16 protein-coding genes are annotated in these 15,714 nt (G+C 60.5%); 9 read left to right on the top strand and 7 right to left on the bottom strand.

Translation table 11 applies throughout. The features are described from left to right. Positions 1-170 precede the first annotated feature (170 nt). The 8 genes from ACSQ16_RS09525 (at position 171) to aat (ending at position 8,114) form a co-directional block, all read left to right on the top strand. Positions 171-1,517, top strand: a complete 1,347-nt coding sequence (locus ACSQ16_RS09525) for a substrate-binding protein (protein WP_243260799.1) — start codon at positions 171-173, stop codon at positions 1,515-1,517. Between the two features lie 101 nt (positions 1,518-1,618). Further along, positions 1,619-2,647: a branched-chain amino acid ABC transporter permease gene (locus ACSQ16_RS09520; protein ID WP_243260800.1), complete on the top strand. Its 1,029-nt coding sequence runs from the start codon at positions 1,619-1,621 to the stop codon at positions 2,645-2,647. Between the two features lie 3 nt (positions 2,648-2,650). Continuing rightward, positions 2,651-3,856, top strand: a complete 1,206-nt coding sequence (locus ACSQ16_RS09515) for a branched-chain amino acid ABC transporter permease (RefSeq protein ID WP_435988736.1) — start codon at positions 2,651-2,653, stop codon at positions 3,854-3,856. A gap of 10 nt (positions 3,857-3,866) precedes the next feature. Further along, positions 3,867-4,631, top strand: a complete 765-nt coding sequence (locus ACSQ16_RS09510) for an ABC transporter ATP-binding protein (RefSeq protein ID WP_093925938.1) — start codon at positions 3,867-3,869, stop codon at positions 4,629-4,631. A 33-nt stretch (positions 4,632-4,664) separates the two neighbouring features. Beyond that, complete coding sequence (locus ACSQ16_RS09505; RefSeq protein ID WP_243260802.1) at positions 4,665-5,417, top strand: ABC transporter ATP-binding protein; 753 nt, start codon at positions 4,665-4,667, stop codon at positions 5,415-5,417. A 192-nt stretch (positions 5,418-5,609) separates the two neighbouring features. Next, complete coding sequence (gene accB, locus ACSQ16_RS09500) at positions 5,610-6,110, top strand: acetyl-CoA carboxylase biotin carboxyl carrier protein (RefSeq protein ID WP_243260803.1); 501 nt, start codon at positions 5,610-5,612, stop codon at positions 6,108-6,110. Positions 6,111-6,119: 9 nt separating this feature from the next. Then, positions 6,120-7,472 carry an acetyl-CoA carboxylase biotin carboxylase subunit gene (accC, locus tag ACSQ16_RS09495; protein ID WP_093925935.1) on the top strand — a complete coding sequence of 451 codons (1,353 nt, stop codon included), beginning with the start codon at positions 6,120-6,122 and terminating at the stop codon, positions 7,470-7,472. Positions 7,473-7,478: 6 nt separating this feature from the next. Further along, positions 7,479-8,114, top strand: coding sequence for a leucyl/phenylalanyl-tRNA--protein transferase (aat, locus tag ACSQ16_RS09490; protein WP_243260804.1), 636 nt, complete (start codon positions 7,479-7,481; stop codon positions 8,112-8,114). On the opposite strand, the gene ACSQ16_RS09485 is transcribed toward aat, so the two are convergent. Both ACSQ16_RS09485 and ACSQ16_RS09480 read right to left on the bottom strand, forming a co-directional pair. After that, positions 8,078-8,440 (bottom strand): DUF2155 domain-containing protein, encoded by a 363-nt coding sequence (locus ACSQ16_RS09485; RefSeq protein WP_093925933.1) that lies wholly within the window; start codon positions 8,438-8,440, stop codon positions 8,078-8,080. The genes aat and ACSQ16_RS09485 overlap by 37 nt on opposite strands. Before the next feature lie 55 nt (positions 8,441-8,495). After that, positions 8,496-8,879, bottom strand: coding sequence for an NADH:ubiquinone oxidoreductase subunit NDUFA12 (locus ACSQ16_RS09480; RefSeq protein WP_093925932.1), 384 nt, complete (start codon positions 8,877-8,879; stop codon positions 8,496-8,498). A 123-nt stretch (positions 8,880-9,002) separates the two neighbouring features. Between ACSQ16_RS09480 and ACSQ16_RS09475 the strand changes: the two genes are divergently transcribed. Then, positions 9,003-10,778 carry an FkbM family methyltransferase gene (locus ACSQ16_RS09475; RefSeq protein ID WP_243260805.1) on the top strand — a complete coding sequence of 592 codons (1,776 nt, stop codon included), beginning with the start codon at positions 9,003-9,005 and terminating at the stop codon, positions 10,776-10,778. On the opposite strand, the gene ACSQ16_RS09470 is transcribed toward ACSQ16_RS09475, so the two are convergent. The 5 genes from ACSQ16_RS09470 to soxC all read right to left on the bottom strand — a co-directional run bounded on the left by ACSQ16_RS09470 (position 10,775) and on the right by soxC (position 15,682). Further along, positions 10,775-11,143, bottom strand: coding sequence for a RidA family protein (locus tag ACSQ16_RS09470; protein WP_243260806.1), 369 nt, complete (start codon positions 11,141-11,143; stop codon positions 10,775-10,777). The genes ACSQ16_RS09475 and ACSQ16_RS09470 overlap by 4 nt on opposite strands. A 70-nt stretch (positions 11,144-11,213) precedes the next feature. After that, positions 11,214-12,482, bottom strand: a complete 1,269-nt coding sequence (clpX, locus tag ACSQ16_RS09465) for an ATP-dependent Clp protease ATP-binding subunit ClpX (protein ID WP_243260807.1) — start codon at positions 12,480-12,482, stop codon at positions 11,214-11,216. A 123-nt stretch (positions 12,483-12,605) separates the two neighbouring features. Further along, positions 12,606-13,262, bottom strand: a complete 657-nt coding sequence (locus tag ACSQ16_RS09460; protein ID WP_067628353.1) for an ATP-dependent Clp protease proteolytic subunit — start codon at positions 13,260-13,262, stop codon at positions 12,606-12,608. 121 nt (positions 13,263-13,383) lie between these two features. Next, positions 13,384-14,439: a c-type cytochrome gene (locus ACSQ16_RS09455; RefSeq protein WP_243260808.1), complete on the bottom strand. Its 1,056-nt coding sequence runs from the start codon at positions 14,437-14,439 to the stop codon at positions 13,384-13,386. Further along, complete coding sequence (gene soxC / locus ACSQ16_RS09450; protein WP_243260809.1) at positions 14,423-15,682, bottom strand: sulfite dehydrogenase; 1,260 nt, start codon at positions 15,680-15,682, stop codon at positions 14,423-14,425. The genes ACSQ16_RS09455 and soxC overlap by 17 nt, the downstream gene beginning before the upstream one ends. Between the last annotated feature and the right edge of the window lie 32 nt (positions 15,683-15,714).

Raw genomic sequence — 15,714 nt, 5'->3', positions numbered from 1 at the left:
TTACAAACCTCGCGAAGTGATTGCGAATATATTTACAGAAATATTGTTTCCATCAAGCAGGTTATTGATCGGTTTTCATTTTCCGCGCCATAGTTTCTTTGCATTCTTGCGCGCCGTGGCACCGGGGGGAGGTTCCGCTGCCACGGCTCTTAAAAACATGGGAGGACTTCATGTCGTTTACAAAACTGACACGCCGCGGACTGATCCAGACCGGCGCGGTTGCCGGTGCAGGGTTGGCGCTGCCGACCTATCTGCGCGCCGAGGCGCACGCGGGCTTTACCAATGCCCCCACGGGCAGCACGGTCACGCTGGGCTTCAACGTGCCCCAGACCGGCCCCTATGCCGAAGAGGGTCTGGATGAGCTGCGCGCGCAGGAGCTTGCGGTCGAACACCTCAATGGCGGGGGCGACGGCGGCATGATGAACACCTTCAGCTCCAAGGCGCTGAAAGGGAACGGCATTCTGGGCAAGAAGGTCGAATATGTCACGGGCGACACCCAGACCAAATCCGACGCCGCCCGCGCCAGCGCAAAGTCGATGATCGAAAAAGACGGCGCGGTGATGATCAATGGCGGCTCGTCCTCGGGCGTGGCCGTGGCGGTGCAAGACCTTTGCCAATCGGCGGGCGTGATCTTCATGGCGGGTCTCACCCATGCCAATGACACCACCGGCAAGGACCGCAAGGCCAATGGCTTCCGGCATTTCTTCAACGCCTATATGTCTGCCGCCGCCCTCGCCCCGGTGCTTAAGAACGCCTATGGGTCTGAGCGCCGCGCCTATCACCTGACGGCGGATTACAACTGGGGCTGGACCCAGCAGGAATCCATCGCCGCCGCGACCGAGGCGATGGGCTGGGAGACCGTGGAGAACGTGCTGACGCCGCTCGCCTCGACCGATTTCTCCTCCTATATCGCGCCGGTGCTAAACTCCGGAGCCGATGTGCTGGTGCTGAACCACTACGGCGGAAACATGGTGAACTCGCTCACCAATGCGGTGCAGTTCGGCCTGCTCGACAAAGAGGTCAACGGCAAGAAATTCGAGATCGTCGTGCCGCTCTACTCCGAGCTGATGGCCGCCGGTGCCGGGGCCAACGTGCAGGGCGTGATCGGCTCGATGAACTGGAACTGGCAGCTGCAAGACGAAGGGTCCAAAGCCTTCACCAAATCCTTTGGTGAGAAATATGGCCGCCCGCCGTCGAACTCCGCGCATACCTGCTACGTGCAAACGCTGCTCTATGCCGATGCGGTGGAACGCGCGGGCTCATTCAACCCCTGCGCCGTGGTCGAGGCGCTGGAAGGCTATGAGTTCGACGGTCTGGGCAACGGGCCGACGCTCTACCGCGCGGACGATCACCAATGCTTCAAGGACGTGCTCGTGATGAAGGGGGCGGAGAACCCGACCAACGAATACGACACGCTTGAGATCGTCGAACAGACGCCCCGTGCACAGGTTGAATATGCCCCCGATCACCCGATGTTCGCGGGCGGTGATCTGGGCAAATGCAACCCCGGCGCGTGATCCGCTGAAATCAGATGGCGCGCGGGCCTGATCCTGCGCGCCCTTTTTATCGCTGCAAGCGGCCGAGCCGCTTGTAAACGCTTCCCTTACAGGTGGGGACCATGGACGCAATCCTTCTGCAAATACTCAACGGCCTCGACAAAGGCTCTGCCTATGCGCTGATCGCGCTTGGGCTAACGCTGATCTTCGGCACCCTTGGCGTGGTCAATTTCGCCCATGGGGCTCTTTTCATGATCGGGGCCTTCTGTTCGGTCACGCTGCAACGCATTCTGACGCTGAGCGTCGAGGCCATCGACGAGACCAAGAAGGATTTCCTCGGCAATCCGCTGAAGGTCAAAACCCCCTATGTCGAACAGTGGTTCGGGCCGGAGACGGGACAGGCGATCATCGATTGGTCGGTGCCGCTGGCGATCCTCTTTGCGATCCCGGTGATGCTGCTCATTGGCTTCATCATGGAGCGCGGGCTGATCAAACATTTCTACAAACGCCCCCATGCGGATCAGATCCTCGTGACCTTCGGCCTTGCCATCGTCCTGCAGGAAGTCGTCAAGTATTTCTACGGCGCCAACCCGATCCCCACCCCTGCGCCGCAGGCTTTCGTGGGCAGCTTCGACTTCGCGCCGCTTCTGGGGTTAGACACGTCTTTGGCCTACCCCTATTGGCGCTTGGTTTACTTTGGCTTTTCCACGCTCATCATCGCTGCCGTCTTTGCCTTCTTGCAATTCACCACCTTCGGGATGGTTGTCCGCGCCGGCATGGCAGACCGCGAAACCGTGGGCCTTCTGGGCATCGACATCGACCGCCGCTTTACCATCATGTTCGGCATCGCTGCTGCTGTCGCGGGGCTTGCGGGGGTGATGTATGCGCCGATCAACTCACCGAATTATCACATGGGCATGGACTTTCTGGTGCTGAGCTTTGTCGTCGTCGTGGTCGGCGGCATGGGCTCCCTGCCCGGCGCGGTGCTGGCGGGGTTCCTTTTGGGCATCCTCGAAAGCCTCGCCTCCATGAATGAAATCAAGAACATCATCTACGGTATCGACCAGATCATCATCTACGTCGTTGCCATCGTGATCCTGCTGGTCCGCCCGCGCGGTCTGATGGGTCGCCGCGGCGTGATGGAGGAATAAGACATGTTCGGACTGGAAAAACGCGATACGCTTCTCTTGGGGGTCGTGGTCGTTATCACGCTCTTTGCCCCCTTCATCCTCAATCCCTTTCCGGCGGATTCAGGCCTTGCGCAATTCAACGCGGGCTACCCCGACCTGATGCAACGCTTTGTGATCTTTGGCATCTTTGCCATCGGGTTTAACATCCTCTTCGGGCTGACCGGCTATCTCTCCTTTGGCCATGCGGCCTTTCTGGGGGTCGGTTCCTACTCTGCCGTGTGGATGTTCAAACTGCTCAGCTACAACGTCGTGCCCGCGCTGGTGCTGGCGGTGATTATGGCGGGGCTGTTCTCGGCGCTGATTGGCTTTATCAGCCTGCGACGCTCGGGCATCTACTTTTCGATCCTGACGCTGGCCTTCGCGCAGATGTCGTTCAACCTCGCCTATTCTGTACTGACGCCGATCACCAATGGCGAGACGGGGTTGCAGATCTATACCTCCGATCCGCAGTACCTCCAGTCCGTCGACGCGCCGTCATTCCCTAATCTCTTCGGGGCTGCGATGAACTCCTCGACGACGCTGTTCTTTGGCGGTTGGACGTTTACTTTCTCCGTCGGCTACTACTTCTGTGCGGTCTTCCTGATCCTCGCCTTCTATCTGGCGATCCGCATCTTCCGCTCGCCTTTCGGCATGATGCTGCGGGCGGTGAAGTCTAACCAGCAGCGGATGAACTACACGGGCCTAAACACGCGGCCCTACACGCTGGCGGCCTTTGTCATCTCGGGCATGTATGCCGGTCTGGCCGGTGGCCTGCTGGCCGCGATGGACCCGCTCGCCGGGGCTGAGCGGATGCAGTGGACGGCCTCTGGCGAAGTGGTGCTGATGACCATCCTTGGCGGCGCGGGCACCTTGATCGGGCCGGTGCTGGGCGCAGGGTTCATCAAGTACTTTGAAAACATCTTTGCCAAGATCAACGACAATGTGCTGCACGGCTGGTTCGCCTTCATGCCCGACGGGATCGAAGACGCGATGGTCGCGATCATTCACCCCTTCGTCGGCAAGGGCTGGCACCTGACGCTTGGCCTGCTGTTCATGCTTGTTGTGATCTTCCTGCCCGGTGGGCTGGTCGAGGGTGGGCAACGTCTGGGCCTTGTCTTCCGCCGAAAAGACAAAAACGCAGGCTCGGTCGAAGCCGAGGCCGCCCAACGCCGTAGCGAAGCCGCAGAATAGGAGAGACATCATGTCCATTCTCGAAGTCAAAAATGTCGGCAAACGCTTTGGCGGGTTGCAGGCGCTGAGCGATGTGAACCTCAGTGTGGCGGAGAACTCCGTCCATGCGATCATCGGCCCCAATGGGGCGGGCAAGTCCACGCTACTGAACTGTCTGGTGGGCAAGCTTATCCCCGATACCGGCTCGGTCATGTTCGACGGCCAGTCGGTGCTGGGGCGCAAACCCTATGAGATCAACCAGATGGGCATCAGCCGCGTGTTCCAAACGCCTGAAATCTTTGGTGATCTCACGGTGATGGAGAACATGCTGATCCCCTGCCTTGCCAAACGCGACGGGGCGTTTCAGCTGAACGGCTGGTCGCGGGTCGTGGGCCAGCGTGACATGATCGACAAGGCCGAAGAAATGCTGCGCGACATGAACATGATCGACAAGCGGCACATGCCCGCGGCCTCCATGTCGCGGGGTGACAAACGGCGGTTGGAGATCGCCATGTGTCTCGCCCAAGACCCCCGTCTGCTGCTCTTGGACGAACCGACCGCCGGGATGGCGCGGGCCGATACCAACAATACGATCGACCTACTGAAACAGATCAAGGACGAGCGCGACATCACCATCGCCATCATCGAGCATGACATGCATGTGGTCTTTTCGCTGGCCGAACGCATCACCGTGCTGGCCCAAGGCACGCCGTTGGTCGAAGACACGCCCGACCGGATCAAGGGCCACCCCAAGGTGCGCGAAGCCTATCTCGGCGAAAGCCAAGACGCCGCCTGATCTATCCTGTTGCCAAACCCCAAGGACACCCCGATGAGCACCGACACGTTAGACAAAAACGCCAACCACGCCCAAACCGCCCCGGCCTTCCTCTCGGTCTGGGACATTCACGCCTATTACGGCGAGAGCTATATCGTGCAGGGGGTGAGCTTTAACGTCCATGAGGGCGAAATCCTCGCGCTGCTGGGCCGCAACGGGGCAGGCAAAACCTCGACCCTGCGGGCCATCTCAAGGGTCAGCGACCCGGAACTCAAGCGCGGCGAGATTTGGCTCGATCATCAGCCGCTGCACAATATGGCCAGCCACCAGGCCGCCGCAGCGGGGCTGGCGCTGGTGCCCGAAGATCGGCGCATCATTTCTGGCCTCACGGTCGAAGAGAACCTGAAACTCGCCCAGATCGCCCCGCCCATCGGCTGGTCACTCGACCGGCTCTATGACCTCTTCCCCCGTCTGCGCGAGCGGCGGAACCAAGAGGGGGTGACCCTCTCGGGTGGCGAACAGCAGATGCTGGCCATCGCCCGGGCCCTGGCGCGCGACATCAAGGTCTTGCTGCTTGATGAACCCTATGAAGGCCTGGCCCCGGTGATCGTGGACGAGATTGAAAAGACACTGGGCCTTATCAAGGCACAGGGCATCACCACCATCCTTGTTGAGCAAAACGCCGTGCGCGCCCTGAAACTGGCAGATCGTGCGGTGATCCTCGACACCGGCGGCGTGGTCTTTGACGGCACGGCGGCGGAGGTGCTGGAAAACGCAGAGCTACGTGCGGAGTACCTCGCGATCTGATCCCCTTGTCCCCACGGCCCGGCGCCTGAGCATATTGCGTCATCATGTACCGGGCCGCATCTGCGCGTCAAAAAACCGATCCTACCCCCTAGACAACAGTTGGCTTTTCATGGCTTTGCCCATGCCCTATAAGCGAGCACAATCAATCGCGCAGCGATAGGCTGCCTGCCTGTCGAAATCTTCGAGGATCCAATGACAAAAAACACCCATGATAGTGACGTGGCCTTCATCAAGGCCCTCGCCGAACTGCTGAACGAGAACGACCTGACCGAGCTTCAGGTAAAACGCGATTACGCCGAGGACGACAGTCTGAACGTGCGTGTAAGCCGTAAACCGCCACAGCAGGTCATGGCCGCCCCGCAGCAGCAATACCAACCTGCCCCCGCCGCTGCCGCAGCTGCGCCCGCCGCAGGGAACGCCCCTGCCCCCGTTCAAATCGAAACCGACCCTGCAGACCACCCCGGCGCGGTGACTTCGCCCATGGTCGGCACGGTTTATCTGCAGGGTGAGCCCGGCGCGCCATCGTTTATCAGCGTAGGTGCCAGCGTCTCCGAAGGGGATACGCTGCTCATCGTCGAAGCCATGAAGACGATGAACCACATTCCCGCCCCCCGCGCTGGCACCGTCAAGCGCATCCTCGTCGGTGACGGCGATGCGGTTGAGTTTGGCGCCCCGCTGGTGATCTTGGAATAAGGGCAGATCATGTTCAGCAAAATCCTAGTCGCCAACCGCGGAGAGATCGCCCTGCGCGTCATCCGCGCGGCCCGCGAGATGGGCATCCAGACGGTCGCGGTGCATTCCACCGCCGACAGTGACGCGATGCATGTGCGCATGGCCGACGAATCCGTCTGCATCGGCCCACCGTCCTCAACCCAATCCTATCTGTCGATCCCGGCAATCATCGCTGCCTGTGAAATCACCGGGGCCGAAGCGATTCACCCCGGCTATGGTTTCCTGTCGGAGAACGCCAACTTCGTGCAGATCATCGAAGACCACGGCCTGACCTTCATCGGCCCCACTGCGGAACACATCCGTGTCATGGGCGACAAGATTACCGCCAAGGACACGATGAAGAAGCTCGGCGTGCCTTGCGTGCCCGGCTCCGAAGGCGGCGTAGCTTCGCTCGAAGAAGCCAAGCGCTTGGGCGAAGAGATCGGCTATCCGGTCATCATCAAGGCCACGGCAGGCGGCGGCGGCAAGGGCATGAAAGTCGCCCAGACCGCCAAGGATATGGAAAAAGCCTTCCAGACTGCCCGCGCAGAAGGCAAGTCGAATTTCGGCAATGACGAAGTCTATATCGAGAAATACCTGACCACCCCGCGCCACATTGAGATTCAGGTCTTTGGCGATGGCAAGGGCAACGCCGTGCATCTGGGCGAGCGCGACTGTTCGCTGCAGCGCCGCCACCAGAAGGTCTTCGAAGAGGCCCCCGGCCCTTCGATCACCGAAGAAGAGCGCGCGCGGATCGGTAAGGTCTGTGCGGATGCCGTGGCCAACATCAACTATATCGGTGCCGGCACGATCGAGTTCCTCTATGAGAACGGTGAGTTCTATTTCATCGAAATGAACACCCGCCTTCAGGTGGAACACCCGGTAACCGAGGCGATCTTTGGCGTGGATCTGGTGCGCGAGCAAATCCGCGTCGCCGAAGGGCTGCCAATGTCCTTCACCCAAGAGGATCTGGTCATCAATGGTCACGCCATTGAGGTTCGCATCAACGCCGAGAAACTGCCGAACTTCGCGCCCTGCCCGGGCCGGATCACGCAGTATCACGCGCCGGGCGGCCTTGGCGTGCGGATGGATTCAGCCCTCTATGACGGCTATTCGATCCCGCCTTATTACGACAGCCTGATCGGCAAACTGATCGTACATGGCCGCGACCGCCCCGAGGCGCTGGCGCGTTTGGGTCGGGCCTTGGGTGAGTTGATTGTGGATGGTGTCGATACCACTGTGCCCCTGTTCCACGCGCTTTTGGCCGAGGAAGACGTGCAGTCGGGCGGATACAACATCCACTGGCTTGAGCATTGGCTGGAAACCAACCTCGGGAACGCATGACGACTGATGTCGGAGCTTACGCCCGAGATACTGCTCCACGGCTATTCCATCGGGATATTCCCTATGGCCGAACACCGCGACGACCCGGAGATTTTCTGGGTCGACCCGCGGCGCCGTGGCATTATGCCGTTAAACGGTTTTCATATCTCACGGTCGTTGACCCGCGCCATAAGGCGCACGTCGTTTCACCATACGATCGACCGTGATTTTGACGGTGTCGTCGCCGCCTGCGCAGACCGTGAAGACACGTGGATCAACGAAGAAATCGCTGCTCTCTACGGCGCGCTGCACCGCGCGGGCCTCGCCCATTCGCTTGAGGTTTGGGACAGAGAGGCACTGGTTGGCGGTGTCTACGGCGTCACGCTGGGCCGCGCGTTCTTTGGTGAGAGCATGTTTTCACGCCGGGACAATGCCTCAAAAATGGCGTTAGCGGCTTTGGTTGACCGCCTTCGTCGCGCCGGATTTATCCTGTTTGATACACAGTTCCTGACCGATCATCTGGCTTCTCTCGGGGCCAAAGAGATCAGCCGCGCCGATTATCACGCGCAGCTGGACGTGGCCAAGCGCGGCAGCGCCGCGTTTAGTAGGCCCGCATTAGACAGTCTTCAGGATGTACTGCAACGGATGACCCAGATATCATAGCGAAAGTGCTCCAGCGCGTGCAACGCCGGGGCCGAGGCGATCATCCACCCTGAATAAAGCGGGTCTGCGCTGTCATTCTCGGTTATCTCAAGCGCCGCATAGGCATTGGCCGCCGGATCACCCACCGGATAGCGGCAATCAACCATGGTGATTTGCAAATTCCCAAGCGACTGGCTGTCGCCCCTAGTGATCTCAAGGTCGATCGTATTGCCGGAAATCTTATCCAACGCCCGCAACACGCCACCCGTGGCGCTGGCGACCTGACCGCCCTCTTGTGCATGAAGCGGCGCGGCCAGCAAAAGCGCAGCCATCAAAAGCTTTTTCATTCATCCACCCGGATTGCGTGAAACTTGGGGCCGCGCCTCAGGCGCAGCCGTCCGATCATTCAGGCTGCCAGGCCTCATAGTCTTTGCGCTCAACCGGTTCAGCCCGGCGCAGCGACCCTGCTGGCGCATAGGCCATGGGGGTGCCGGTGCGATTCTCGACATGTGCCTTTTCCCACGGCTTGTGGATCAGAGGCTTTTCTGTCGGCGGCTCGTCCCAAGTGCGGTGCAGCCAGCCATGCCAATCTGGGCTCACGCGGCTGGCCTCGGCTTCGCCGTTGAAAATGACCCAGCGTTTGCTGTCATCGGCGTTGCGGTAATAGATATTGCCCTGCGCGTCTTCGCCCACCTTGCTGCCCTTGCGCCAAGTGAAAAGCTGGGTGTTCAGCGTCTGGCCGTTCCACCAAGTGACGCCGCGCAGAAGTGAATTGAGAATGCCCATCGAGGTCTCCGTTCCTGTTGTCCGTTATATGCACCATGGAGGCTTTGGCGTCCAGCCTCACCGCGAAGGAGCTTGGCCTGTGCGCGGCCTCTGGCTAGGATCACAAAAACAGAAAGGGCAGCGATGGTTACGGCGAAAGAGACCCCTCCGGTGGCGGCAGAATGCCATGGCGTTCGGGTGCCGCAGTCGCCCTTTTTGAACGAGACACGCATTCAGCGGATCAACGCAGGGCGCTATGAAGGGCAAGAGATCGCTGGTGCGCTGGCAGTGATCCAGCCCGGCGATCGGGTGTTAGAAATGGGCGCGGGGCTGGGACTGGTGGGTGCCATTGCCGCCCATAAGGGCGCACCCGAAACGGTTTTGTCGTTTGAGGCGAACGCCGCGCTGATTCCCCATATTCGTGCGCTCTATGACCTGAATGAGTTGCAGAATAAGATCACGGTGCGAAATCAGCTGGTGATCAGTGGTGACAACCGGCCAGCGACCCTGCCCTTTCATGTGCGCAACTCCTTCCTTGGATCGTCCCTTATCGACAGTGACAACCGCGAGACGACACAGGTGGAAGTGCCCACAATCAGCTATGCGGAGGTCTGCCAAACCTTCAAACCCGATGTGCTGCTGATGGATATTGAAGGCGCAGAGTTGGAGTTTTTGCGCCATGCGTCCCTTGACGGGCTGCGTGCCGTGGTGATTGAGTTTCACCCCGACGCCTATGGCCGCGAAGGGATGCGCGAATGCAAGAGCATCCTAGAACGCGCCGGGTTTCGCAAGCAGCCCGATGTCAGCACCCGGCTTGTCTGGACCTGTACATGCAATCCGGCCGAGCGTCCGCCCGCGCCTGATGGTGGCTGGTCGACAAAGATTACGACTTTGGACAACGCGCTTGTTCAACTTCCTGAACGTGACGGCCTTGTCCAGCCCGCGGGCGTACTGCACAGCGATGGCCGCCCCTGCCCGCCGGCAGCGCTGTGGCGAAACGGGCGCGCATTAACAACGCCGCCGCAGATGCCACAAGGCCCGGTTACTGAGCGTGCGGGCACTTGGCTTTGGGGGGGTGTCCTCTGGCTGCACTTCGGACATTTTCTGGTTGAGAGCACCGCGCGCCTATGGGCGCTGGATCACCTTGAGGAGGAAATCCACGGTGTTCTTTTCATCCCCAAACGCCCCCGCAATGGCGGAGAGGTATCGGGGTATCAGCGTGACTTCCTCGCCCTTCTGGGCTGCGACAAGCCGCTAGTCAGTTTGGACGCACCGACCCGGGTCGAGCGTTTGATCATACCGGGGCAAGGCTTTGGTCTGGGAAGTTTGATCACCGGCACCGAGCCTTACCGCAACACCATCGCCAATCGGTTCGCGCAAGAGATCGCGCCCGAGGGGCCAGAAAAGCTCTATATCAGCCGCAGCCAATTGCCCGCAGGGCGCGGCAACCTGATCGGGGAAGAGGCGTTGGAAACCTATCTGACGGCACAGGGCTACACGATCTTTCACCCCGAGAAACACGGGCTGCGCGAACAGATCGCGGTCTATAAGGCGGCCAAGCAGGTCATCGCCGCCGAAGGGTCGGCCCTGCATCTCTTGGGGATGGTCGCCCGGCCCGCGCAGCAAGTGGCCATTGTCGTGCGCCGCCCCTCCTCAGCCACGCGCGGGTTGGAACAGCATTTGCAAAGTTTTGCAGGGATCACCACCGCCACGCTCTGCCACCTTACCCGCTCGTGGAAACCACTCGGCAAGGCCAAGGCGCGGCTTTGGATGGGGGAGCTTGATATGCCCGCGCTGCAAGATAGCCTGCGGGAGACGGGTTTTATCGACGATAGCGGGCCGCGTTGGGCGAACCTAGATCCCGCAAAGGTGCGCGCCCGGCTGGGGGATCAATTTGAATTGGTGCCGGAGAAAACTTAACCCTCTGCCGCCTCTCGCAGCATCGCGGTGACTTCGATCTCAATGCGGTATTTGGGGTCAATCAGCCCGCATTCGATCATCGTCGCCGCAGGCGGGTGTGCGCCAAAGGCCTCGCGCAGCAGCGGCCAGCAGGGCTCAAACTCCGCAGCGTCCGGCAGCATATAGGTGACGCGGACCACACGGGCGAAATCGCTTCCCGCCTCTGCCAACGCCCGCTCAATCGTCGCCAATGCGGCTGCGCATTGGGCCGTGACATCTGCCCCATCGCCCACGCAGCCCGAGACATAGACCATGCCGCCCGCGACCACTGCGCGGCTGTAGCCGATCTTTTCTTCATAGGCACCGCCCGATGAAATCCGCTTCATGACCGTTCCCTTCAATGTAAAAGGGCGGACCCATTGGCCCGCCCTCTATCTCTCTGCCTCGCGTCGGGTCTTAGCCCGCGCTGGCTGGTTCTTTGCTTTCGCTGTCGGCGTGGATCATCAGCGGTTTGGCCTCGGATGTAACGGCCTCTTCGTTGACGACCACCTCGGTCACCGTGTCCAGCCCCGGCAGTTCGAACATCGTGTCGAGCAGGATGTCTTCGAGGATAGAGCGCAGACCCCGCGCGCCAGTTTTCCGTTCAATCGCGCGTTTGGCGATCGCGGTCAGCGCATCATCGGTGAAGGTCAGCTGCGTGTCTTCCAACTCGAACAGACGCTGGTACTGTTTCACCAAAGCGTTCTTCGGCTCTGTCAGGATGGTCACCAGCGCATCTTCGTCCAGATCTTCGAGGGTTGCCAGAACTGGCAGACGGCCGACGAATTCCGGGATCAGACCGAACTTCAACAGGTCTTCAGGCTCAAGGTCGGTGAAAATCTCACCGATGCCGCGCGCGTCGTTGTCACGCACGTCAGCGCCAAAGCCCATGGCCGAACCTTTACCCCGCGCCGCGATGATCTTGTCGAGGCCAGCAAAGGCACCGCCGCAGATGAAGAGGATATTGGTCGTGTCCACCTGCAGGAATTCCTGCTGCGGATGCTTGCGCCCACCCTGAGGCGGCACAGAGGCCACGGTGCCTTCCATCAGCTTCAAGAGCGCCTGCTGCACGCCCTCACCGCTCACATCACGGGTGATGCTGGGGTTTTCGGACTTGCGGGTGATCTTGTCGACCTCGTCGATATAGACGATGCCGCGCTGCGCACGTTCCACGTTGTATTCAGACGATTGCAGCAGCTTGAGGATGATGTTCTCCACATCCTCGCCCACATAACCGGCTTCGGTCAGCGTGGTCGCATCGGCCATGGTGAAAGGCACATCCAGAATGCGCGCCAGCGTTTGCGCCAGCAACGTCTTGCCGCAGCCGGTGGGGCCGATCAGCAGGATATTGGATTTCGCCAATTCGATATCGCCGCCCTTCTGGGCGTGGTTCAAACGTTTGTAGTGGTTGTGGACCGCCACCGAGAGCACGCGCTTGGCTATCGCCTGACCGATCACGTAATCGTCCAACACGCCGCAGATGTCGCGGGGTGTCGGTACGCCGTCGGTCGCTTTGAGCCCCGAGGCTTTGGTTTCTTCTCGGATGATGTCCATGCACAGCTCGACGCATTCGTCACAGATGAACACCGTCGGCCCCGCAATCAGCTTGCGCACCTCGTGCTGGCTCTTGCCGCAGAAGCTACAGTAGAGCGTATTTTTGCTGTCGTTGCCGGAATTATTCGCCATCTCAAACCTTTCAGGTCTGTCGTGTATGTTCGCCCCGAACGTGAGGCTGCGAGATTTGGCCTCAAGCTTAGGCCAGTGATCCCGGCGCTACAATCGCAAAATATGCAGCGCCGGGCCCCTCAATTATTTGTCTTTCTTGCCCTTACCGCTGGCGGCGGCATCATCGGCCTTGCCACGGCTTTCGACGATCTCGTCCAAGTGGCCCCATTCTTTGGCTTCTTCAGGGGTCATCCAAAGATCACGGTCGAGCGCTTTTTGAACGGTCTCCAGCGGCTGGCCGGAGTGTTTGACGTAAAGCTGGTACATCCGCTCACGGGTCCGCTCGATATGGCGGGCCGAGATCAGGATGTCTTCGGCCATGCCCTGCGAACCGCCGGACGGCTGGTGGATCATCACTTCAGCATTGGGCAGCGCGAAACGCATGCCCTTTTCGCCACCGATCGCGATGACCGACCCCATTGAGGCCGCCATGCCGCAGATCAGCGTCGAGACCTTGGGTTTGATGTATTGCATCGTGTCATAGATCGACAGGCCCGCCGTCACCTCGCCACCGGGCGAGTTGATGTACATGCTGATTTCCTTGGTCGGGTTCTCCGCCTCAAGGTGCAGCAACTGGGCGACGACCAGATGGCTCATCCCGCTGTGGATCGGACCGTTGACGAAAATAATCCGCTCTTTCAGCAAGCGCGAGAAGATGTCGTAGGACCGCTCGCCCCGGCTGGTTTGCTCAACCACCATCGGGACAAGCGTATTCATATAGGTGTTGATCGGATCGTTCATGCGTGCCTGCCTCAGTTCCTGTTCGCGGGACCATACCCGCAAAACTGTTACCCAGAGATTAGTCCCCCCGGTATGGGGGTTCAAGGGGGGCAGGCACGTCAGTTTTCTCTAATCGCCTCAATCACTCCGACGCGTCACGCAGGTAGGCGATCAGAGCGGCGATGTCTTCTTCTTTGCGCACACCGGGGAAGGACATTTTCGTGCCCTTCATATAGCCCTTGGGGTTTCCCAAAAACGCGCCGAGCTCGCTCTCGGTCCAGACTAGACCTGCCTCGGCTGCGGCTGCCATCGGTTTGGAGTACCGGAAGTCTTCGACCGCACCCGCTGGGCCATCCACGATGCCGTTCAGCACCGGGCCGACGCGGTTTTTGGCCTTGGCGCCGATCTGGTGGCAGGATTTGCATTTGCGGAACACCTTTTCGCCGGCTTTGATAAGCGCCGGGTCGGCGGCAGGAACCTCGGCGACCTCAACCGCCGGTGCCTCGGCGGTCGGTGCTTCGGGTGTGGGTTCAGCGGCTTGCGCCTCTTCAGCCTTGGCGGCGGCTTTGGCGGCGGTTTCTTCGGGCGTCACATCCAGCACAGCGGCGCGCATGGTGATTTCGACCGAGGGTTTGCATTCGGTCATGCAGGGCTCTTCTTTAAAGGCCGCAAACTCGACCTCTGCCCGGTCATCGGGTTTGAAGGCCTCCTCATTCGGCAGACGCGCTTCGGCAAAGTTGTCCGAAGAAAGCACGAAATCCTCATCCACCTCATCATTGAGATAAAGCAGATAGGCCGTGATCGCATAGACCTCATCATGGGTCAGCGACTGCGCGTTGCCAAAGGGCATGGCGCGGTTCACATAGTCGTAAACCGTTGAGAGATATGGCCAATAGCTGCCGATCGTCTTGACGGGACGTGCATCGGACAGGCTGCCCTGCCCGCCCGCCAGCACCGGCCAGCGGCCTGTGCCCTCGCCAAAGACCCCGTGACAGGCCGAGCATTTCTCGGTGTAGATTTTATCGCCGGTCATCACGTCGCCGCTGCCCGCAGGCAGGCCCAGACCGTCGGGGCGCACGTCGATGTCCCAAAGGGCGATTTCCTCGGGCGTGGCGGCGCGGCCAAGGCCCAAAGGCTCGGCGGCAAGGGGGCTGGCCATGGCGCTGGCCAGCAGCGCAAGTTTAAGAAATCTCGACATTTTCGGCCTTTCCGTCAGCGTCAACAGCCCAAGTCTGGATGCCGTTGTTGTGGTAGATCGAATTCTCGCCCCGGATCTCGCGCAGGGCGTCCTTGGTCGGCTGGACATAGCCGGTGCTGTCATGCGCGCGGCTTTGCAACAGCAGCGGTTTTCCGTCCCATTCAAAGTCGTAATAGAAGCGGTGCAGCGCCTTGGGCGTGCTCGGACCATCCATCCGTGCCTCCTGCCAAGTGATGCCACCGTCGATGGTCACATCGACACGCGGGATCGTGCCCCGCCCGGACCACGCCAGACCGGTCAGAACGGTCGGTCCCGGCCCATGGGTGATCGGCGCCTGCGGGCTGGGGCTGGTGATGACCGATTTCGCGTCCATCTCCCAAGTAAAGCGGCGCGCCACGCCGTCGGCCATGAGGTCGGTGTATTTGCTGGTTTCTTCGCGGTGATGCCAAGGCTGGTCGCCGACTTCGAGACGGCGCAGCCATTTGACCCACATGTTGCCCTCCCAGCCGGGCACCACGAGGCGCACCGGGTAGCCCTGTTCGGGGCGCAGCGCTTCACCGTTCATCTTGAAGGCGACGAGACAATCGTCGAGCGCCTTTTCCATCGGGATTGAGCGCGTCATAGCGGCGGCATCGGCCCCTTCTGCAAGCAGCCACTTGCCTTCAGGCTTGACCCCCGCCTCTTCCAATACCAGCCGCAGCGGCACGCCGGTGTACATGACGTTATGGATCATACCATGGGTGAACTGACAGCCGTTAAGCTGAGAACCGCGCCACTCCATCCCGGAATTCGCTGCACATTCAAGGAAGTAGACGTGGTTCTGCCGGGGAAACCGCTTGAGGTCTTCCATGGTCAGCACCAAGGGTTTGTCGACCAACCCGTGGATCATCAGCCGATGCTGCGCCGGATCAACGCGGGCAACGCCAGAGTGGTGCCGCTCAAAACACAGTCCATTGGGGGTGATCGTCCCATCGAGGTCATGCAGCGGCGTGAAATTGATCGAACTCACCGGATCTGCGGTGAGCCACTCCACGGTGCGGCGTTTCACATCCGCCTCATGCGGCGATGGCATCCCGTAGGGCGCGGCGTCAACGCCGTCGCCCAGCTCCTGCATCCAAGGATGAATGGCAATCGCCGGGTCCGTCTGGGCGCTGGCGTGGCCCGCCAGCGTCCCCGCAGCCGCCGCCCCTGCCCCCGTTAGAAAGGCACGGCGCGATGGTCCAGTTTGATTTTCGTCAGTCATGTCGTGGCCCTCACATATTCAAATTCATTTTA

The organism is Sulfitobacter sp. SH24 (assembly GCF_965641895.1).
Lineage (GTDB): Bacteria > Pseudomonadota > Alphaproteobacteria > Rhodobacterales > Rhodobacteraceae > Sulfitobacter > Sulfitobacter dubius.
Note: the sequence above shows the minus strand (reverse complement) of the source record. Positions and strands in the feature narration are given on the sequence as shown.